General features: G+C 72.9%; 19 protein-coding genes and 1 riboswitch. Of the genes, 13 read left to right on the forward strand and 6 right to left on the reverse strand.

All coding sequences use genetic code 11. The features are described 5' to 3' along the window. Positions 1–113: 113 nt before the first annotated feature. Positions 114–2,147: a M4 family metallopeptidase gene (locus tag Q2K19_RS28655; protein WP_302765233.1), complete on the forward strand. Its 2,034-nt coding sequence runs from the start codon at positions 114–116 to the stop codon at positions 2,145–2,147. A gap of 96 nt (positions 2,148–2,243) precedes the next feature. Here the strand turns inward: Q2K19_RS28655 and Q2K19_RS28660 are convergent, their stop codons facing one another. Both Q2K19_RS28660 and Q2K19_RS28665 read right to left on the reverse strand, forming a co-directional pair. After that, positions 2,244–2,705, reverse strand: a complete 462-nt coding sequence (locus Q2K19_RS28660) for a YbaB/EbfC family nucleoid-associated protein (RefSeq protein ID WP_302765234.1) — start codon at positions 2,703–2,705, stop codon at positions 2,244–2,246. A 175-nt stretch (positions 2,706–2,880) separates the two neighbouring features. Further along, positions 2,881–3,180 carry an MmyB family transcriptional regulator gene (locus Q2K19_RS28665; RefSeq protein ID WP_302765235.1) on the reverse strand — a complete coding sequence of 100 codons (300 nt, stop codon included), beginning with the start codon at positions 3,178–3,180 and terminating at the stop codon, positions 2,881–2,883. On the opposite strand from Q2K19_RS28665, the gene Q2K19_RS28670 reads away from it, so the two are divergent. Further along, positions 3,161–3,505, forward strand: coding sequence for a hypothetical protein (locus Q2K19_RS28670; RefSeq protein WP_302765236.1), 345 nt, complete (start codon positions 3,161–3,163; stop codon positions 3,503–3,505). The genes Q2K19_RS28665 and Q2K19_RS28670 overlap by 20 nt on opposite strands. 105 nt (positions 3,506–3,610) lie before the next feature. Here Q2K19_RS28670 and Q2K19_RS28675 read toward each other — a convergent pair whose 3' ends face one another. Together Q2K19_RS28675 and Q2K19_RS28680 are read right to left on the reverse strand one after the other, a co-directional pair. Continuing rightward, on the reverse strand, positions 3,611–4,267 hold the full coding sequence (locus Q2K19_RS28675) for a LysM peptidoglycan-binding domain-containing protein (RefSeq protein WP_302765237.1): 657 nt from the start codon (positions 4,265–4,267) through the stop codon (positions 3,611–3,613). Between the two features lie 4 nt (positions 4,268–4,271). Beyond that, positions 4,272–4,439: riboswitch (cyclic di-AMP (ydaO/yuaA leader) on the reverse strand. Between the two features lie 186 nt (positions 4,440–4,625). Continuing rightward, positions 4,626–6,449: a glycoside hydrolase family 3 protein gene (locus Q2K19_RS28680; protein ID WP_302765238.1), complete on the reverse strand. Its 1,824-nt coding sequence runs from the start codon at positions 6,447–6,449 to the stop codon at positions 4,626–4,628. Between the two features lie 191 nt (positions 6,450–6,640). On the opposite strand from Q2K19_RS28680, the gene Q2K19_RS28685 reads away from it, so the two are divergent. The 4 genes from Q2K19_RS28685 to Q2K19_RS28700 all read left to right on the forward strand — a co-directional run bounded on the left by Q2K19_RS28685 (position 6,641) and on the right by Q2K19_RS28700 (position 9,973). Beyond that, positions 6,641–8,209, forward strand: a complete 1,569-nt coding sequence (locus tag Q2K19_RS28685; protein ID WP_302765239.1) for an LLM class flavin-dependent oxidoreductase — start codon at positions 6,641–6,643, stop codon at positions 8,207–8,209. A gap of 87 nt (positions 8,210–8,296) precedes the next feature. Next, positions 8,297–8,779, forward strand: coding sequence for a winged helix-turn-helix transcriptional regulator (locus tag Q2K19_RS28690; protein ID WP_302765240.1), 483 nt, complete (start codon positions 8,297–8,299; stop codon positions 8,777–8,779). A 35-nt stretch (positions 8,780–8,814) separates the two neighbouring features. After that, positions 8,815–9,513 carry an SDR family oxidoreductase gene (locus tag Q2K19_RS28695; RefSeq protein WP_302765241.1) on the forward strand — a complete coding sequence of 233 codons (699 nt, stop codon included), beginning with the start codon at positions 8,815–8,817 and terminating at the stop codon, positions 9,511–9,513. Positions 9,514–9,613: 100 nt separating this feature from the next. Continuing rightward, positions 9,614–9,973: a hypothetical protein gene (locus tag Q2K19_RS28700; RefSeq protein WP_302765242.1), complete on the forward strand. Its 360-nt coding sequence runs from the start codon at positions 9,614–9,616 to the stop codon at positions 9,971–9,973. A gap of 76 nt (positions 9,974–10,049) precedes the next feature. On the opposite strand, the gene htpG is transcribed toward Q2K19_RS28700, so the two are convergent. Further along, positions 10,050–11,882 (reverse strand): molecular chaperone HtpG, encoded by a 1,833-nt coding sequence (gene htpG / locus Q2K19_RS28705; protein ID WP_302772815.1) that lies wholly within the window; start codon positions 11,880–11,882, stop codon positions 10,050–10,052. Positions 11,883–12,032: 150 nt separating this feature from the next. After that, positions 12,033–12,209, reverse strand: a complete 177-nt coding sequence (locus Q2K19_RS28710; protein ID WP_302765243.1) for a hypothetical protein — start codon at positions 12,207–12,209, stop codon at positions 12,033–12,035. Positions 12,210–12,348: 139 nt separating this feature from the next. On the opposite strand from Q2K19_RS28710, the gene Q2K19_RS28715 reads away from it, so the two are divergent. The 7 genes from Q2K19_RS28715 to Q2K19_RS28745 all read left to right on the forward strand — a co-directional run bounded on the left by Q2K19_RS28715 (position 12,349) and on the right by Q2K19_RS28745 (position 19,302). Continuing rightward, positions 12,349–13,077: a FadR/GntR family transcriptional regulator gene (locus Q2K19_RS28715; protein WP_302765244.1), complete on the forward strand. Its 729-nt coding sequence runs from the start codon at positions 12,349–12,351 to the stop codon at positions 13,075–13,077. Then, a complete protein-coding gene (locus Q2K19_RS28720; protein WP_302765245.1) occupies positions 13,074–13,901 on the forward strand; it encodes a sterol desaturase family protein in 828 nt (275 codons plus the stop codon). Before Q2K19_RS28715 ends, Q2K19_RS28720 begins: the two co-directional genes overlap by 4 nt. Continuing rightward, positions 13,898–14,584 (forward strand): lysoplasmalogenase, encoded by a 687-nt coding sequence (locus Q2K19_RS28725; RefSeq protein WP_302765246.1) that lies wholly within the window; start codon positions 13,898–13,900, stop codon positions 14,582–14,584. The genes Q2K19_RS28720 and Q2K19_RS28725 overlap by 4 nt, the downstream gene beginning before the upstream one ends. A gap of 46 nt (positions 14,585–14,630) precedes the next feature. Then, positions 14,631–16,799: an FUSC family protein gene (locus Q2K19_RS28730; protein WP_302765247.1), complete on the forward strand. Its 2,169-nt coding sequence runs from the start codon at positions 14,631–14,633 to the stop codon at positions 16,797–16,799. Between the two features lie 76 nt (positions 16,800–16,875). Continuing rightward, positions 16,876–17,358 (forward strand): SsrA-binding protein SmpB, encoded by a 483-nt coding sequence (gene smpB, locus Q2K19_RS28735; RefSeq protein ID WP_302765248.1) that lies wholly within the window; start codon positions 16,876–16,878, stop codon positions 17,356–17,358. 88 nt (positions 17,359–17,446) lie between these two features. Then, on the forward strand, positions 17,447–18,022 hold the full coding sequence (locus tag Q2K19_RS28740) for a winged helix-turn-helix domain-containing protein (RefSeq protein WP_302765249.1): 576 nt from the start codon (positions 17,447–17,449) through the stop codon (positions 18,020–18,022). Continuing rightward, on the forward strand, positions 18,019–19,302 hold the full coding sequence (locus Q2K19_RS28745) for an MFS transporter (RefSeq protein WP_302765250.1): 1,284 nt from the start codon (positions 18,019–18,021) through the stop codon (positions 19,300–19,302). Before Q2K19_RS28740 ends, Q2K19_RS28745 begins: the two co-directional genes overlap by 4 nt. Positions 19,303–19,312: the final 10 nt, after the last annotated feature.

Consider the following 19,312-nt stretch of genomic DNA (forward strand, 5'->3'; position numbering starts at 1 on the left):
ACCGGGGCCACGCCGGCAGTCCCCGGAGACCGACCGCCTCCCGCCTCGCTACACCGCGCCGCACGCCCCCACCGGGCTCCGTGCTGCGCGCCTAGGAACAGGAGCACACCCCCTTGAAGCTCTCACCCCGCCTCGCCGCGCTCTCCGGCGCGGCCGCGGCCGGCCTGATCGCCGCCGGCACCGCCGCGGCCGTGCAGGCCGCGCCGCCCAGTCCCGGTCCCGACGCCGCCCAGGCCCGCGCCAACGCCGCCAGGTCGGCCAGCGCCCTGGTCGCCACCCGCCCCGCCTACCTGCACACCAGCGCCGACGAGGCGTTCGTGCAGAAGCAGGTCATCTCGTCCGAGGGCACCCAGTACGTCGCCTACGACCGCACCTACAGGGGGCTGCCGGTCACCGGCGGCGACTTCGTGCTGGCCACCGACGGGGCCGGCAACCTGAAGTACGCCTCCGTCGCGCAGCAGCAGGCCATCGGCAACCTCGCCACCACGCCGACGCTGACCTCCGCCGCCGCCGAACAGACCGCCCGCGCCCAGCTCAAGACCGTCAGCACCGTCGAGGGCACCAACCTGGTGGTCTACACCCTCGGCGCCAAGCCGGCGCTGGCCTGGGAGACCACCGTCCGCGGCACCGCCGCCGACGGCCCGAGCCGGCTCACCGTCGACGTGGACGCCGTCAGCGGCAAGGTCCTGCGGACGCAGGAACACGTCATGCGCGGCAGCGGCACCGGTGCCTGGAACGGTCCGGTCACCCTGACCACCACGCTGTCGGGCAGCACGTACTCCATGAAGGACCCGAGCCACACCACCCTGGTCTGCCAGGACGCGGCCACCAACACCACGTTCAGCGGCTCGGACGACGTCTGGGGCAACGGCACCGCCACCAACAAGGAGACCGGCTGCGTCGACGCGTTCTTCGGCGCGCAGACCGAGGGCAAGATGCTCTCGGCCTGGCTCGGCCGCAACGGCGCCGACGGCAACGGCGGCTACTGGCCGATCCGGGTCGGTCTGAACGACCAGAACGCCTACTACGACGGCACCCAGGTCCAGATCGGCAAGAACACCGCCGGCGGCTGGATCGGCTCGATGGACGTGGTCGCGCACGAGATCGGCCACGGCATCGACGACCACACCCCGGGCGGCATCTCCGGCAGCGGCACCCAGGAATTCGTCGCCGACACCTTCGGCGCGGCCACCGAGTGGTACGCCAACGAGCCGTCCACCTACGACGCCCCCGACTTCCTGGTCGGCGAGAAGGTCAACCTGGTGGGCAGCGGCCCGATCCGCAACATGTACAACCCGTCGGCGCTGGGCGACCCGAACTGCTACTCCAGCAGCATCCCGAGCACCGAGGTGCACGCCGCGGCCGGCCCCGGCAACCACTGGTTCTACCTGCTGGCCATGGGCAGCAACCCGACCAACGGCCAGCCGACCAGCCCGACCTGCAACGGCAGCACCGTGACCGGCCTCGGCATCCAGAAGGCCATCAAGATCATGTACAACGCGATGCTGCTGAAGACGACCTCGTCGTCGTACCTGAAGTACCGCACCTGGACGCTGCAGGCCGCGAAGAACCTCTACGGCAGCACCGGCTGCACCGAGTTCAACACCGTCAAGGCCGCCTGGGACGCGGTCAGCGTGCCGGCCCAGTCCGGTGACCCGACCTGCTCCGGCAGCACCACCCCGCCGCCGACCGGTTCCTGCTCCGGCCAGAAGCTGGCCAACCCGGGCTTCGAGTCGGGCAACGTGAGCTGGAGCGCCACCTCCGGCGTCATCACCACCGACAGCGGCCAGGCCGCGCACGGCGGCTCGTGGAAGGCGTGGCTGGACGGCTACGGCACCACCCACACCGACACCCTGTCCCAGTCGGTGGCGATCCCGTCCGGCTGCCGGGCGACGTTGACGTTCTGGCTCCACATCGACACCGCGGAGTCGACCACCACCACCGCCTACGACAAGCTGACCGTCAAGGCGGGCAGCACCACCCTGGCCACCTACTCCAACCTCAACCGGAACACCGGCTACGTGCAGAAGTCCTTCGACATCTCGTCGCTGGCCGGCACCACCGTGAGCATCTCGTTCAGCGGCGTGGAGGACAGCTCCCTGCAGACCTCCTTCGTCGTCGACGACACGGCGGTCACCCTGTCCTGAGCAACACCGGAGCGGCCGGTCGTCGTCCTCCCGACGACCGGCCGCTCCGTCGTGTCAGGCCCCGCGCGTGTCAGGCCCCGCGCGAGGGCACCGCGGTCACGCCGGGCGATCCGCCCGAGCGGCCGGCTCCCCGTTCCGGTTGAGCCGGGCGACCACGCTCTCCATCGCTCGGCCGAACGTCTCCTTCTGCCGCACCGACTGCTCCGGCAGGCCGCCGAGCCGCGCGGCGAGCGCATCGACGTCGGCCCGCGCCGAGGCGGTGACCCGCGCGTCGAGTTCGGCGAGCGCGACATTGGCTGCCGCCACCACGTGCTCGCAGACGGTCTCCCAGCCGGCCCCGGCCAACGCCGGGTCGACGCTGACGGACTCGAGCCGGCCACCCTGGACGGCCACCACCCGGACCAGGCCGTCGGCCGCGGCGCCCTCGGCGCGGAGCAGCTCGCCCGGGTCGCCGTCGGCGTGCCCACCGTCCCGCGAGCGCATGAAGGACAGGGCCTGCTCGGTCTGGGTGAGCAGCTCGTCGAGGCTCGCGGCCGCGGAGAACGGGTCGATGGTCATAGCCGCGCTTTCTTCACGTCTTTCCGGAGCACCGTGACGATAGCAACCGCGCCCGACAGCGACGCGGTCCACACCGCTCAGAACGTCCGCCGGTACAGCGAGCAGCCCTGACACACCTCCGGCGGCGTGTCGGCAGCCAGCCGCCGGCGGAACGCGCGGTTGACCGGCGGTCTGTTCACGCCCGCTGGCGCACGCCGACGGCCTCCGCGCTGAGGTCCGCGTGGAGGAGGCGGAGCGCCGCCTCGGCCGGCGACCCGGCCGCCGCCGGGTAGGTCATCAGTCGGTGGCCGGCCTTCCCGGGCAGGTGCAACATCTCGAAGTCGAGGTCGAACTCCCCCACCACCGGATGCCGGAACCGGTTGGTGCCGGAGACGCAGGTCTGCACCGGATGCCGGGACCAGAGGGCGGCGAAGGCGACCGCGCCGCTGCTCCTGCTCGGCCCGGACCGGGGGTGGATGGTGCTGCTGCTCGTCACCACGTTCGTCGGTGGGGTGGCCAACCTGGTGGTGATCGTCGGCTTCATGGTGACCGCGACGTCCGGCCTGCCCGACGGCGAGCAGGGCCTGGCGACCGGCATAGCCACGCTGAGCCAGCAGGTGGGGATCACCGTCGGCATCCCGGTCATGTCCGCGGTGTTGGCCGCGGTCGTGCACGGCCTGGGCACCGAGGGCGCCGGGGCCGTACTGCGCGGGGTCACCACCGCCGTCGGGGTGAACGCCGCCGTCTGCCTGCTCGGCGCGGGGCTTGCCGCGCTCCTGCTCCCGCCGCCCCAGCCAGGCGGTCGGGCGGCCGTGGGCTGAGCGGCTGCGGCGTGGCGTCACGGGACGAGACGCGCGGAACGCCCGACCGGGAGACCGGTCGGGCGTTCCGCTCGGACCGCCGGGGAGGTCGGGTCCGGTGGTGCCTCAGTGCAGGCGCAGCCGCTGGCCCGGGAAGATCAGACCCGGGTTGCCGCCGACCACGCCCTTGTTGCGCTCGTACAGCGCGTGCCAGCCGCCGGCGACCTGGTGCGCGCCGGCGATCTCGGACAGGGTGTCACCGCGCTTGACCACGTAGCTGCCACCGCCGGTGCTCGGCGCGGTACGCCGCTGCTTGTGGGTGGCGTGGTCGCTGCGCGACGACCGGTCCTTCGTGGCCTTCCTGGTCGACTTCTTCTTCGACCCGCTGTCCGACTTGGCCGAGTAGTGCTTGGTCGAGCCGGCCTTCTTGCCGCAGACCGGCCAGGCGCCGATGCCCTGGCCGTCGAGGACCTTCTCGGCGATGGCGATCTGCTCGCTGCGGCTGGCGAGGTCGGCACGGCTGGCGTACTTCCCACCGCCGTAGCCGTTCCAGGTGCTCCGGGTGAACTGGAGACCGCCGTAGTAGCCGTTGCCGGTGTTGATGTGCCAGTTGCCGCCGGACTCGCACTGGGCGATCGCGTCCCAGTTCACGCTGGACGCGCTGGCCGGGGCGGTCGGACCGAGGAGGGCGGCGGCGCCGGTGGCCGCGCCGGCGACGAGCGCGCCGACGGCGACGCGACGCCGGGTGGTCCGCTGGGGACGGGCGATATGTGCACTTGCCATGTGGGATTCCTCCACGCCGACGAGGTGAGCTGTCGGGTTCGGGCCGAGGAGCCCGGCCGCCGGCCGGCGGCTTCACCCCGAGGTGTCGAGCACCGAGGAACGTGTGGGTCCCCCGCTTCCGCCTGAGGTCCAGGTCCCGCCGGCCGGTGGCGGAATTAGGCGTTACCGGCCTGCGGTGTCCGCGATCGCGAACGGAGACGACGTTAGGTCCGGTTTGGGACGGTCGCCCACTTCTTGTGAAGTTCTTCACCCGGCCGAGCGACGTCCGCCCACTCCGAGTTGCGGACCGGCCGAACATGCCCTACAAGCACACGCATCACCCACAGTGACCGTCCAAGCCGGTCCCGCAGCCGTCCCTTCAGTACGTCAGGCCGTAGCCCTGCGCGTAGAGCGGGACCTGGCCGTCGCCGGCGTTGATGGGCTGCTGGCTGACCGAGTTCATCCAGGTCATCGGCAGTTTGCCGGTGGGCGCGTACCCGCCGAAGAGGACGTCCGCGACGCCGGCGCCCTCGGTGCCGGGCAGCCACGAGGCGAGCAGCCCGTCCCACTTGGGCAGCTCCGCCGCGATGTCCAGCGGCCGCCCGGAGACCAGCACCACGATCACCGGCACGCCGGCATTACGCAGCGTCGTGATTGTCCGAAGGTCCTCCCGGTCCAGGCTCATGCTGCCGGTGCGGTCGCCCTGGCCCTCGGCGTACGGCGTCTCGCCGACCACCGCGATGGCGGCCCGGTAGCTGCTGTTGATGCCGGTGCCGCGCTGGTTGTAGGTGACCGTCGTGGTCGGACCGACGGCGGCGCGGATGCCCTGGAGGATGGTGGTGCCCGGGGTGATGTTGCCGGAGGAGCCCTGCCAGGAGATGGTCCAACCGCCACTCTGGTTGCCGATGTTGTCGGCGTTCCTGCCGGCCACGAAGATCTTGTTGTTGTCCCGGGCGAGCGGCAGGATGCCGGCGGAGTTCTTCAGCAGCACCTGGGACTCGCGGACGGCCTGCCGGGCCAGCGCCCGGTGGGTGGCGCTGCCGACCGTCGAGGTCCAACTCCGGTCGGTGTACGGCCGCTCGAAGAGGCCCAGCTCGAACTTCTTGGTGAGGATGCGCCGGTTGGCGTCGTCGATCCGGCTCATCGGCACGTGCCCGTTCTGCACCTCGGCCCGGAGCGTGCTGATGAAGGTCTTCCAGGCGGTGGGCACCATGACCATGTCGATGCCGGCGTTGATCGCCGTGCTCACCTCGGCGGCGGTGAAGCCCGCGGCGCCGTCGATCTGGTCGATGCCGTTCCAGTCCGAGACCACGAAGCCGGAGAAGCCCAGTTCTCCCTTGAGGACGGTGGTGATCAGGTACTGGTGGCCGTGCAGCTTCACGCCGTTCCAGCTGCTGTAGGAGATCATCACCGCGCCGACGCCACGCTGGACGGCCGCCTGGAACGGGGGCAGGTGGATGGCCCGTAGGTCGGCCTCGCTCAGCTGGGTGTTCCCCTGGTCCACCCCGCCGGTGGTGCCGCCGTCGCCGAGGTAGTGCTTGGCGGTGGCGAGCACCGAGGTGGGACCGCCGAGGGTGGCGCCCTGCAGGCCGGTGACCAGGGTGGACATGCTCGACGGCAGGTCCGGGGTCTCGCCGAACGACTCGTAGGTGCGGCCCCAGCGGTCGTTGCGGGCGACGCAGAGGCAGGGCGCGAAGTCCCAGTCCACCCCGGTGCCGGTGATCTCCTCGGCGACGGCCTGGCCGATCTGCTGCACCAGGGCGGGGTCGCGGGTGGCGCCGAGCCCGATGTTGTGCGGGAAGATCGTCGCACCGACGACGTTGTTGTGGCCGTGCACGGCGTCCACGCCGTAGATCATCGGAATGCCGAGCGGAGTGGCGAGGGCGCCCCGCTGGAAGCCGTCGTACATGTCGGCCCAGGCGGTGGCGGTGTTCGGCGAGGGCGCGGAGCCGCCACCGGAGAGGACCGAGCCGAGCCGGTAGGTGGTCAGGTCGGTGGCGGTGACCGAGCCGCGCTCGGCCTGGGTCATCTGGCCGATCTTCTCGTCCAGGCTCATCCGGGCGAGCAGGTCGGCCACGCGGGTCGCGACGGGCAGCGTCGGGTCCTGGTACGGCAGGCCGGCGGCGGCGGCCGGCGGCGGTGCGGCCACGGCGGTGACCGCGACGAGGAGGAGGGATAGGCCGAGGGGGCGGTGACGGGTCACGGGTCGCTCCTTCCGGAGGAACGTGCGGCCGATCACCAGCAGCCTATGCGGTTCTCACATTCACCGACACCACTGCAATCCCCACATTGTGAACAGTCCTTGCGGTCGGGGAGCGGGGGCGCGCCGGCCCGGCGCGGACTACGGTGGCGAGGTCCGGCGCGGTCGCCGGGCCGGTGCGCAGGCGGAGGACCATGACTGACTACGGACACGACCTGACCTTCGGCGGGTTCATCACGCCCGTCGCCGGCCAGGTCGAGCAGGTGGTGGCGCTGGCGAAGCGCTGCGAGCAGGCCAACCTGGACCTGCTCACCTTCCAGGACCACCCGTACCAGCCGGGCTTCCTGGACACCTGGACGCTGATGTCGTACCTGGCCGCGGCGACCAGCCGCATCCGGCTGGCCGGCAACGTGCTGAACCTGCCGCTGCGCCAACCGGTGGTGCTCGCCCGTAGCGTGGCCAGCCTGGACCTGCTCAGCGGCGGCCGGGTGGAGCTGGGCCTGGGGGCCGGCGCGTTCTGGGAGGCGATCGAGGCGGTCGGCGGACGGCGGCTCAGCGCCGGGCAGGCGGTGGACGCCCTCGACGAGGCGATCCGGGTCATCCGCGAGGTCTGGAACGTCGAGCAGCGCGGCATGGTCCGGGTGCCGGGCACGTACTACCGGGTGGTCGGGGCGAAGCGGGGGCCGGCGCCGGCCCACCCGGTGGAGATCTGGGTCGGCGCGTACAAGCCGCGGATGCTGCGGCTGGTGGGGCGCGCGGCGGACGGCTGGCTGCCGTCGCTGGCGTACCTGCCGGACGGGCCGGCCGAGCTGCCGGCGATGAACGCCGTCATCGACGAGAGCGCCGAGGGCGCCGGGCGAGACCCCCGGTCGGTGCGGCGGCTGCTGAACATCAGCGGTCGGTTCACCCGGTCCTCCGGCGGTTTCCTCGCCGGCCCGCCGAAGCAGTGGGTGGAGGAGCTGGCCGGGTTGGTGCTGGACCACGGCATCTCCACCTTCATCCTCGGCGCCGACGACCCCACCGCGATCCAGCTCTTCGGGCAGGAGGTCGCGCCCGCCGTGCGGGAGCTGGTCGCCGCGGAACGTGCCCAGCCCGGCGCCCGGGCCGGGGCCACCGAGGAACAGCAGGAGGCGGTCGAGGCCGGGGGCGCCACCACGCTCGCGGTCACCCCCACCCCCGATCCGGGGGTACGGCTGACCGACCACCAGCTCTGGGACGAGTCCACCCGCCCGGTCGCCCCGCCGGCGCCGGCCGGGCACGTCTACACCCCGCACGACCAGGCGGTCGGCGCTCACCTCGTCGACGTGCACGACCACCTGCGGCAGGAGCTGGCGCAGGTGCGCGACCTGCTGGGGCAGGTCCGGCGCGGGGTGGTCTCCGCCGGTGCCGCCCGGGCCGTGCTCAACCAGATGACCATGCGGCAGAACAACTGGACGTTGGGGGCGTACTGCGCCGCGTACTGCACGGTGGTGACCCAGCATCACGGGCTGGAGGACAACTCGGTCTTCCCGCACCTGCGGCGCGCGGACCCGGGGCTGGCCCCCGTGCTCGACCGGCTGGAGGCGGAGCACGTGGTGATCCACGACGTGGTCGAGGGCGTGGACCGGGCGCTGGTCGACCTGATCCGCAACCCGGGCGACTTCACCGAGATCCAGAAGGCGGTGGACCTCCTCACCGACACCCTGCTGTCGCACCTGTCGTACGAGGAGCAGCAGATCGTCGAACCGCTCGCCCGGTACGGCTTCTACGCGGGTCAGGTCTGAGGCGTGGGTTGTTCCCGCTCGCCGGCGCGTCGCGGCGTGAGATAGCTGACTTTTGTTTTCCTAAGTCAGCCGGGTAGCGTCAACGGCATGACCGACTTCCTCGCGCAGCGTGACACCTGGTCCGCCGCCAACTGCTCGATCGCCCGGGCGCTCGACGTGGTGGGCAACCGGACCACCCTGCTGCTGCTGCGGGAGGCGTCGTTCGGCACCCGGCGCTTCGACGACTTCGCCCGCCGGGCCGGGGTCAGCGAGCCGGTGGCCGCCGCCCGGCTGAAGCAGCTCGTCACCGACGGCCTGCTGGAGCGGCGGCCCTACCGGCAGCCGGGGCAACGCACCCGCGACGAGTACGTGCTCACCGCCAAGGGGCGGGACCTGCTGCCCGTGCTCGCCGCGCTGCGGCAGTGGGGCGACACGTACGCCGTCTCCGAGACCGGACCGTCGGTCCGGGTGGCCCACCACGACTGCGGCGCCGCCGTGCACGTACGGCTGCGCTGCGCGGCCGGGCACGACGTGTCGCCCGGCGAGGTGGACGTGCTGCCCGGCCCCGGCCTGCTCCCGGCGACGGCCTGACCCGCCGATCTCGGCCACACCCTCAGGAGCGACACATGAAGATCTCTGGACGCACAGCCCTGGTCACCGGGGCCAACCGCGGCTTCGGCCGGCACCTGGCCGCCGAACTGCTGGCCCGCGGCGCCACCGTCTACGCCGGCGCCCGCAACCCCGACACCGTAGATCTGCCCGGGGTCACCCCGGTGCGGCTGGACATCACCGACCCGGCGTCGGTGGCGGCCGCCGCCGCACTCGCCGGCGACGTCACCCTGCTGATCAACAACGCCGGCTCGGGCACCGGCGCCGACCTGCTCGACGCCGACCCGGCCAAGGTCCGGCTGGAGATGGAGACCCACTACTTCGGCACGCTGGAGATGGTCCGGGCGTTCGCGCCGCGGATCGCCACCAACGGCGGCGGCACGGTCCTCAACGTGCTCTCCGCGCTGTCCTGGATCGCCCTCCCGCAGGTCGGGGCGTACAGCGCGGCCAAGTCGGCCGAGTGGGCGATGACCAACGCGCTGCGTACACAGCTCGCCGACCGGGGCGTGCGGGTCACCGGGCTGCACGTCGGCTACATGGACACCGACATGACCGCCGCGCTGGACGTGCCGAAGTCCGACCCGGCCGCGATCGCCCGGATCGCCGTCGACGGCATCGAGGCCGACCGGTACGAGATCGTCGCGGACGAGACCTCCCGCCAGGTCCTCGCCGGCCTGTCCGGCGGGGTGGCCGCCCTCTACCCCCAGCTCCCCTGACCCCGCAGCGGGGCAAGGAAGGGGCCCTTCTTAACGCCTGGCGTTAAGAAGGGGCCCTTCCTTCTCCGCGGGCGGGGGGCGGGGTGGCACAGTGGGCGGAATGCGAGAGGGGTACGCGCACCAGGCCGTCCTGGAGATGGCGCCGGACGCGGACGAACGCGCGCCCGGAGCGGCGGTCACCGTGGCGCTGTGCGGCCACTGGGAGCACGAACCGCCCTGCCCGGTCGCGGCGCACCACACCCGCGCGGAGCGGGCGGGCGACCGGGTGCGCCTGTGGATCCTCTTCGCCACCGAGCCGCACCGCGAAGCGGGCGTGCGGGAGGAGATCGACCGGGCGTTGGCGTGCGGCGAACTCGTCGGCCCGGAGGGCGGGACGACCCGGTGGCGGCTGCTGCGCAGCGGGACGCGCGAGCCGTCGCCCGAGGAAGCGGCCCACCTGGGGCGGCTGGCCCGCGGCTGACCGACCGCCACGGTCCGCCGACCGCCACGGTCCGCCGGCCGCGACGGCGGGCGTCGCGGCCGGCGGGTCGCCGGTGCTAGAGGGTACGGGCGAGCCGGTCGGCGAGGATCCGGGTGAACCGGGACGGGTCGGCCAGCTCCCCGCCCTCGGCGAGCAGCGCCATGCCGTGGAGCAGCTCGGCGGTCTCGGTCAGAGCGGTGGCGTCGGCGCCCTGCTCGTGGGCCTTGCGCAGCCCGGTGACGAGCGGGTGGGTCGGGTTGAGCTCCAGGATCCGCTTGACCCGGGGCACCTCCTGGCCCATCGCCCGGTACATCTTCTCCAGCGTCGGCGTCATGTCCTGGGCGTCGCCGACCACGCAGGCCGGGGAGGTGGTGAGGCGGGTGGAGAGCCGGACCTCCTTGACGCTGTCGGCGAGCGCGCCGCTCATCCAGGTGAGCAGGGCGGCATACTCCTGCCGCTCGGCCTCGGCCTTCTCCTTCTCCTCGGCGGTCTCCAGGTCGACCTGCCCCTTGGCGACCGAGCGCAGGGTCTTCCCGTCGTACGCGCCGATCCGTTCCACCCAGACCTCGTCGACCGGGTCGGTGAGGATGAGCACCTCGTAGCCCTTGGCGCGGAACGCCTCCAGGTGCGGGGAGTTCTCGATGGTGGCCCGGTTCTCGCCGGTGGCGTAGTAGATCTCGGTCTGGCCGTCCTTCATCCGCTCGACGTAGTCGCGCAGGGTGGTCGGCTCGGCCGGGTCGTGGGTGGACGCGGCCCGGACCAGGTCCAGCAGGGCCTCGGTGTTGTCGAGGTCCTCGATCAGCCCCTCCTTGACCACCGCGCCGAACTGGCTCCAGAAGGTGCGGTACGACTCGGCGGACAGCTCCTTGAGGGTGGCCAGCACCTTCTTGACCAGGCGGCGGCGCACGGCGCGGATCTGCCGGTCCTGCTGGAGGATCTCCCGGGAGATGTTCAGCGACAGGTCGTGCGCGTCCACCACGCCCTTGACGAAGCGCAGGTAGTTGGGCATCAGCGCGTCGCAGTCGTCCATGATGAACACGCGCTTGACGTAGAGCTGCACGCCGCGGCGGCCCTGCGGGGAGAACAGGTCGAGCGGGGCGTGCGAGGGCAGGAAGAGCAGCGCCTCGTACTCGAAGGTGCCCTCCCCGCGCATGTGGATGGTCTCCAGGGGGTCGGCCCAGTCGTGGGCGACGTGCCGGTAGAACTCCTTGTACTCGACCTCGTCGACCTCGTCCCGCGAACGCGCCCAGAGCGCCTTCATCGAGTTGAGCGTCTGCTCCTCGCGGGTGGCGGCCCCGTCCTCGCCGGAGCGCTCGACGGTCATCCGGATCGGCCAGGCGATGAAGTCGGAGTATCGCTTGACGATCTCCCGGATGGTCCACTCAGCGGTGTAGTCGTGCAGGTTGTCCTCGGCGTCGGCGGGCTTGAGGTGCAGGGTGACCGAGGTGCCCTGGGGCGCCTCGTCGACCGACTCGACCGAGTAGGTGCCCTCGCCGGTGGACTCCCAGCGGGTGCCGCCGGTCTGCCCCGCGCGGCGGGTCAGCAGGGTGACCTTGTCGGCGACCATGAACGTGGCGTAGAAGCCGACGCCGAACTGGCCGATCAGCTCCTGGGAGGCGGCGGCGTCCTGCGCCTCCCGCAGGGTCCGCAGCAGCTCGGCGGTGCCGGACTTCGCGATCGTGCCGATCAGCCCGACCACCTCGTCGCGGGACATCCCGATCCCGTTGTCCCGCACGGTCAGCGTGCGGGCGGCCTTGTCCACCTCGATCTCGATGTGCAGATCGGCGGTGTCGACGTCGAGGTCCTTGTCGACCAGCGACTCCAGCCGCAGCTTGTCCAGCGCGTCCGACGCGTTCGAGATGAGTTCGCGCAGGAAGACGTCCTTGTTCGAGTAGATCGAGTGGACCATCAGCTGCAGCAGCTGACGGGCCTCGGCCTGGAACTCCAACGTCTCGACCCGGTCGCTCACACCGACTCCCCTTCCACTTCGCGGGCTTACCGCGGAAAGGATACGAGGCGTACGCGCCCGGCCACCGGAGGGTGGCGTCGGCGGTGACCGTCACCGGCGGACGTGCGTCCCCGCCGCCCGGCGGTACGCGGCCCGCACCGCGGCCAGTTCGGCGACCGTGGGGACCAGCGAATCGAGGTAGGCGCGATAGGCGAGCAGCTCGGGCTGGAGCTGCCGGCGGGCCTGGATGATCCGGCGCACCGGCACGTCACGCAGGTTCTTCGGCATGGCGACCGCCAGCGCGAGGACAGCGAAGGACTGAGCGGGCTCGGGGCGGGCGAACGAGGCCGGTGCCGGACGCCACCTGCGAAATCCGACTGGTCCAACCAGTTGACGGGTTGATGTGGCCGGGGCCACACTCCTCTCCATGGCCTTCGCCCCGGTCCCCCGCGCCTCGGTCTCCGACCACGTCTTCGGCCAGCTCCGCGACGCCATCGTCAGCGGCCGCTACCGACCGGAGGAGACCCTGCCCGGCGAGCGCGAGCTGGCCGCCGCGTTCGAGGTCAACCGGCACGCCGTCCGGGAGGCGCTCCGCCGGCTTCAGCAGCTCGGCCTGGTCCGGGTCAGCCAGGGTGGCGCGACCCGGGTGCTGGACTGGCGGGTGCACGCCGGGCTGGACCTGGCGCTTTCCCTGGCCCGCTCGGTCGACGTACTCCCGGTGCAGACGCTGGTCCGCGACATGCTGGAGATGCGGGCCTGCGTCGGGATCGACGCGGCCCGGCTCTGCGCCGAGCGCGCCGACCCGGCGGTCACGGCCGCGCTGGTCCGGGCCGCCGAGGAGTACGGCTCGCTCGCGCCCGACCTGGCCGCGATGGCCGAGGCCAACATCGCGATCTGGCGGCTGGTCGTGCGGGGCAGCGGCAACACCGCCTACCTGCTGGCCTTCAACAGCCTGGTGGCCGGCACCTTCGCCGTCGGCGACGTCCCGCCGGACGCCCGCGCCGCCGAACTGCTCGACGTCGCCGGCCACCGACGGCTCGCCGCCGCCATCGCAGCCGGCCAGGGTACGGCCGCCGCCCGGCACGCCCGGGCGCTGCTGACCGCCCCGGTCACCACCCCCACCGCCCCCGCCCCCCGAAGGAGAGCCAGCGCATGATCCCCGCCGTGCTCTACGCCGTCCCGGCGTTCCTGCTGCTCATCATCATCGAAGCGGCCTCCTACCGGTTCCTGCCCGACGACGACGAGCGCGGCTACGAGGTGCGCGACACCACCACCAGCCTCTCCATGGGGCTGGGCAGCCAGCTCATCGGCGTGCCGTGGAAGCTGCTCACCGCCGGCCTCTACGCGGGACTGTGGCTGGTCGCGCCAATTCCCCTCTCCCCCGGCGACTGGTGGACCTGGCTGATCGTCTTCTTCGCCGACGACCTCGCCTACTACTGGTTCCACCGGCTGCACCACGAGGTCCGCGTGCTCTGGGCCAGCCACGTGGTGCACCACTCCAGCGTCTACTACAACCTCTCCACCGCCCTGCGGCAGAGCTGGACCCCGATGACCTCGCTGCCCTTCTGGCTGCCCCTGGCCCTGCTCGGCATCCCGCCATGGATGATCTTCCTGCAGCAGTCGATCAGCCTGCTCTACCAGTTCTTCCTGCACACCGAGCGGGTCAACGTGCTGCCCCGGCCGATCGAGCTGATCTTCAACACCCCGTCGCACCACCGGGTCCACCACGGCTCCAACGCCGAGTACCTGGACCGCAACTACGGTGGCATCCTCATCGTCTGGGACCGGCTCTTCGGCACCTTCGAGCCGGAACGGGCCACGGTCCGGTACGGGCTGACCAAGAACATCACCACCTACAACCCGCTGCGGGTGGCCACCCACGAGTTCGCCGCGATCTGGGCCGACGCCCGGTCCGCCCGCTCCTGGCGTGAGCTCGTCGGCTACGTGTTCGGCCGGCCCGGCTGGCAGCCGTCCCGGTGAGGCGCCCCTGGCTCGCCCTGTTCGGGGTCGCCGTCGCGGTCGAACTGGTCGGGGTCGCGCTGGACGCGACCCCGGTCCAGTGGCTGGCCAAGCCGCTGCTGGCCCCGCTGCTGCTGGCGTACCTCTGGTCGGTCCGGCGGCGGGTCGACGGCGTCGCGGTCGGCCTGGTGTTCGCCACCGCCGGGGACGTGGCGCTGCTCGTGCCCAGGCCGGCCGCGTTCCTGGTCGGCATGGGCTGCTTCCTGGTCACCCAGCTCGGCTTCCTCACCGCGTTCCTGCGGCACCGCCGGCCGCCGGTCCCGGCCGTGGTCGGCTACCTGCTGACCTGGGCGGCGGCGAACGCGCTGCTGTGGAGCCCGCTCGGGCCGCTGCGGTTGCCGGTGCTCGGCTACAGCCTGGCACTGTCCCTGATGGCCGCCGCCGCGGCCGGGGTCTCCCGGCGCACCGCGGCCGGCGGAGCGTTCTTCCTCGTCTCCGACCTGCTGATCGGGGCGGGCGCGGCCGGAGTGGACCTCCCCGGCGCCGGCCTGCTGGTCATGTCGACCTACTCGGCGGCCCTCCTCCTGATCACCACCGGGAGCGCCCGCGTCAGGACCGTCGGATCGCCGCGCCGGTCCGGCGGCGCCGGGCGGTCGGCCCAACCGCAGAGCGTGACCGCCCACAACCGGATAGAGTCCGGCTGAGCCCCGCCCCCAGGACCTGTCGTCCCCTGTTGGAAGCGGTGTGGGCATGCGTCGACCGAGTCAGCCCTGGCCCGGCGAGAAACTGCTGAACCGGCTGCGTCGGCGGGACCCGGGCTATCGCCTCATTCGTCGGGCCGCCCGGCTGACGCTCGTCGCATCCCTGAGCTTCTACGTCTGCCGCTACGGCCTGGGCAACCGCACCCTCGCCACGTACGCCCTGTTCGGCACGGTCGCCATGGGCAGCTTCGCCCAGTTGCCGGGGCCGGCCGCGGTGCGGGCGCGAACCCTGCTCGCCGCCGTACCGGTGGCGTGGTTCCTCACGGCGGTCGGCACCGTGCTGGCGGTGCGCACGTGGGCGGCGACGGTCGGGATGCTCGTCATCGGGTTCGCCGTGGCGTTCGCGGGGGTCGGCGGGCCCCGCCTGGTGGGGCTGGCCAACGCGCTCCAGCTCTTCTACATCCTGGCCTGCTTCCCGCCGTATCAACCCGACACCCTCCCGGCCCGGCTGGCCGGCGTCACGCTGGGCATCGTCCTGGTCGCGCTCGCCGAGGTGACGCTCTGGCGGGACCCGCCACCGGTCACCTTCGCGCAGCGCCTGGCCGAGGCGGCCGACGGCCTCGCCGATTTCCTCGAAACGACGGCCGCTGTGCTGGTCAAGCAACCCGGCGCGGAGCAGGCGGCGACGCGGCGCCACGCCCGGGCGGTCGAACTGGTCGAGCAGCTGCGGATGCGCCACCTGGCGGTGACGGCGCGCCCGACGTCGGCCGGCCGGCGCGACCGTGCGTGGCGGGACGCGGCGACGGCCGTGACGGAGGTGCTCACGGTCGCCGAGTCCCTCGCGGCCCAGCCGGGCACGAGCGGCAGCGGGGGCGCCGACCTGCCGGGCACGCTCCGGGGCTGCGCGGCGTCGCTGCGGCGCTCCGGCGACATCGCGGTGCGGCGAGCGGATGCCCCGGCCGCCGACGAGCTCGGGGCCGGCGAGTCGTTCGTCCAGCGACGCGCCCCGGCGGGGCGGGCGGAGGATCCGGCCGGGCTGCGTGCGGACGCACTCGCCCGGACCCTCGTCGAGCAGGTCAGGGTGTGCGCGACGGCCGTCCGGGTCGCCGCCGGTCGGCCCGCCCCGGGGCCAGCCGGCGCCGGCCCGGACCAGTTCTGGTACGCCCGGCGCAGCGCGTTGTCGCTGTACTGGCTGCAGCTCCGGGCACACCTCACCCCACGGTCGGTGTACCTGGAGGGAGCGGTGCGGCTCGCCGTGGCCCTGGCCGCCGCTCGCGCGATCGCCGGAACGATCAATTTGCAGCACGGGTTCTGGGTCCTGCTGGCGACGCTCAGTCTCATGCGGGCCTCCGCCGCCGACACCCGAACCACCCTTTGTCCGGCGCTGGTCGGCACCCTCGTCGGCGGCGCCGCCGGCAGCCTGCTCCTGGTCGCCTCTCCCGCCCACCAGGCGTACGCCGTGCTGCTGCCGCTCGCGATGGTGCTGGCCTTCGGCGTCGGCCCCCTGTTGGGGCTGGGCTGGGCCCAAGCGCTGCTGACCCTGCTGCTCATCGTCGTCTTCGCCCAGCTCACCCCGGTGAACTGGCAACTGGCCGCGGCCCGGGTGGTGGATGTCGCGATCGGTGCCGCGGTCGGCGTCCTCGCCGGCCTGCTGCTGTGGCCCCGGGGCAGCGGCGGCGAGCTGCGCCGGAACGCGGGGGCCTACCTGGACGCCAGCGGGCAGGCTCTCGAGAAGGTCGTCGAGGGGCTCGCCGGTACGGCGGACGCCCGCCGCGCCGTCGACGCGGCGCGGCGGGCGGAGGCGCTCGCCACCGCGTCCTTCGTCCAGTACCACGCGGAGCGCCACGATCCGCGCATGTCCGGCGTCAACTGGGACGCCGTGTTGGGTGCGGCGCACCGGGCCAGCCACGGAGGGCAACTGCTCCTGTTCCACCGCCGGCCCGGGGTGCTCAGGCCGTGGCCCCGCGCCAGCGCCGCGCTGGTGCAGCGGGCCCACCGGCTGCGGTCCGGCTATGCCGAACTCGGTCGCCAGGTGTCGCAGGGCCGCGTCAGCCGCCCGCCGGCGCCGGCGGGCGCCGCCGGGGACGTCGTGGAGCAGGTGCACGAGCTGGTGCGCGGCGGCGAGACACGACCCGACGTGCTGTCCGTGGTGGAGGTCGAGGTCTGGCTCAGCGATCTCGACGAGCACCTGCACCGCGTCGCCGCGCCACCGGCCTGACCGCCGACCGTAGCCGCCCGGCTGCGCACGGCCGGCGGGTATCCTGCTCCCGGTCGAGGGTACGGGGGGGTGGAGCGTGGCCAGGGAGAACGGGCGCAAGCTCATCGCCGCCAACAAGAAGGCCCGGCACGACTACACGATCCTGAAGACCTACGAGGCCGGGATCGTGCTGGCCGGCACCGAGGTGAAGTCGCTGCGCGAGGGGCGGGTGTCGCTGGTCGACGCGTTCGCCCAGGAGCGCGACGGCGAGCTCATGCTGTACGGCCTGCACATCGCCGAGTACGGCTTCGGCACCTGGACCAACCACCAGCCCCGGCGCACCCGCAAGCTGCTGCTGCACCGGGTCGAGATCGGCCGGATCCTGGAGAAGCTGCGCGACGGCGGGATGACCCTGGTCCCGCTCTCGATGTACTTCTCCAACGGCTGGGCCAAGGTCGAGCTGGGTCTGGCCCGCGGCAAGAAGTCGTACGACAAGCGGCAAGCCATGGCGGAGCGGGACGCCAACCGGGACATCGCCCGCGAGCTGGGCCGCCGCCTCAAGGGCCGCCGACCCGCCTGAGTTCGCGACAACCACCCCCGACAGTTCCCCGCCGCCATCAAATACAAGGTCTCTTGTACATCAGATGTTGTGGGTCTACCCTGACGGCATGACAGACGAGCCGGAGACCCTCCACCTCACCGATCCCCGCGCAATGCGGGCGCTCGCCCACCCCACCCGGCTGCGCCTCCTCGGCGAGCTGCGCGTCCGGGGCCCGCAGACGGTCGGCATGCTGAGTGAGGTCGTCGACGAGGCGGTCGGCTCGGTCAGTTACCACCTGGGCAAGCTCGCCGAGCACGGCTTCGTGCGGGAGGCTCCCGAGCTGGCCCGCAACCGCCGGGAGCGCTGGTGGCGGGCGGCCCACGCCCGCACCAACTGGGAACCGATCGAGGCGCTCGGCGACCCGGAACGCAAGGCCGCCTCCGACCTGCTCCGCCGTGCCGTGCTGGACCGATACGTCGACCGGCTGCGGGCGTACCTCGACGCCGAGGCCACCCTCGACCCGGAGTGGGTGCGCGGCACCGCCAGCAGCGATTCGTGGCTCCACCTCACCAGCGACGAGCTGGTCGAGCTGCGCACGGACCTCGAGGCGCTGGCCGCGCGCTGGCAGGCCCGCAGCGACCCGGACCGGCCCGACGCCCGGACCGTCACGCTGATCTACCACACCTTCCGGGACCCGCGATGACGTCGGCGCCGCGCCACCGGTCCCCGCTGTTCGGGCTGCTCGCCGGGCACGTGGTCTCGCTGACCGGCAACATGCTCACCCTCATCGCGCTGCCGCTGTACGTGCTGGCCGAGACCGGATCCCCGGCGGCCACCGGGCTCACCGGCGCGTTCGCCACCGCGCCCGTGGTGCTCGGCGGCGCCTTCGGCGGCGTGCTCGTCGACCGGATCGGCTACCGCCGGGCCAGCGTCCTCGCCGACCTGGTCTCCGGCGTGACGGTGGCCGCCATCCCGGTGCTGCACGCCACCGTCGGGCTGCCGTTCTGGGCACTGCTCGGGCTGGTCTTCCTCAGCGGCCTGCTCGACACCCCGGGTCAGACGGCGCGGACCGCGCTGCTGCCGGAGGCGGCGACCGCCGCCGGCGTACCGATCGAGCGGGCGATCGGCTGGTTCGAGGCCACCGAACGCAGCGCCCGCCTGATCGGCGCGCCCGTCGCCGGCCTGCTGGTCAGCGCGCTCGGCGCGCTGCCCGTGCTGGCGGTGGACGCGGCAACGTTCGCCGTCTCCGCGCTGGCGGTCGCGGCCCTGGTGCCCGCCGGCATGCGACCGGCCGGCGACCCGGACGCCGAGTCCGGCGGCTACTGGCGCGAGTTCGCCGCCGGGCTGCGCTTCCTGGTCCGCGAGCCCCTGCTGCGGGCGATGGTGCTGCTCGTCCTGGTCACCAACCTCTTCGACGCGACCAAGAGCAACGTCCTGCTGCCCGTGGTCGCCACGCGCGACCTCGGCGGGGCGACCGCGTTCGGCGTGCTGGTCGGCGCGATGGGCGGCGGCGCGCTGGTCGGCTCGCTGCTGTTCAGCGCCGTCGGCCACCGGCTGCCGCGCCGCGCCACCTTCGTCATCGCCTTCGCCGTCGCGGGCGGGCCGCCGTTCTGGGCGCTGGCCGCCGCTCCCCCGCTGCCGGTCGTCGCCGCGGTCTTCGCCGTGTCCGGCCTCGCCGCCGGCGCGATCAACCCGCTGATGGGCGCGGTGGAGCTCGAACGGGTGCCGGCGCAGATGCGGGCCCGCGTGTACGGCGTGATCGGCGCGGGCGCGTGGGCCGCCATGCCGCTCGGCGCGCTCGGCGCCGGGCTGGCCGTCGACCGGTTCGGCATCACCGCCACGCTGCTCACCGTCGGCACCTGCTACGTCCTGGTCACGCTCACCCCGCTGCTCGGCGGCCCGTGGCGGGCGATGCGCCGCCCCGCGCCGGCGGACCCTCGTCCGGACCCGGCACCGACCAGCACCGGGGCGCCGGTCGCCTGACCGACAGCCG

The sequence above is a fragment of the Micromonospora sp. NBRC 110009 genome, assembly GCF_030518795.1.
Classification (GTDB): domain Bacteria; phylum Actinomycetota; class Actinomycetes; order Mycobacteriales; family Micromonosporaceae; genus Micromonospora.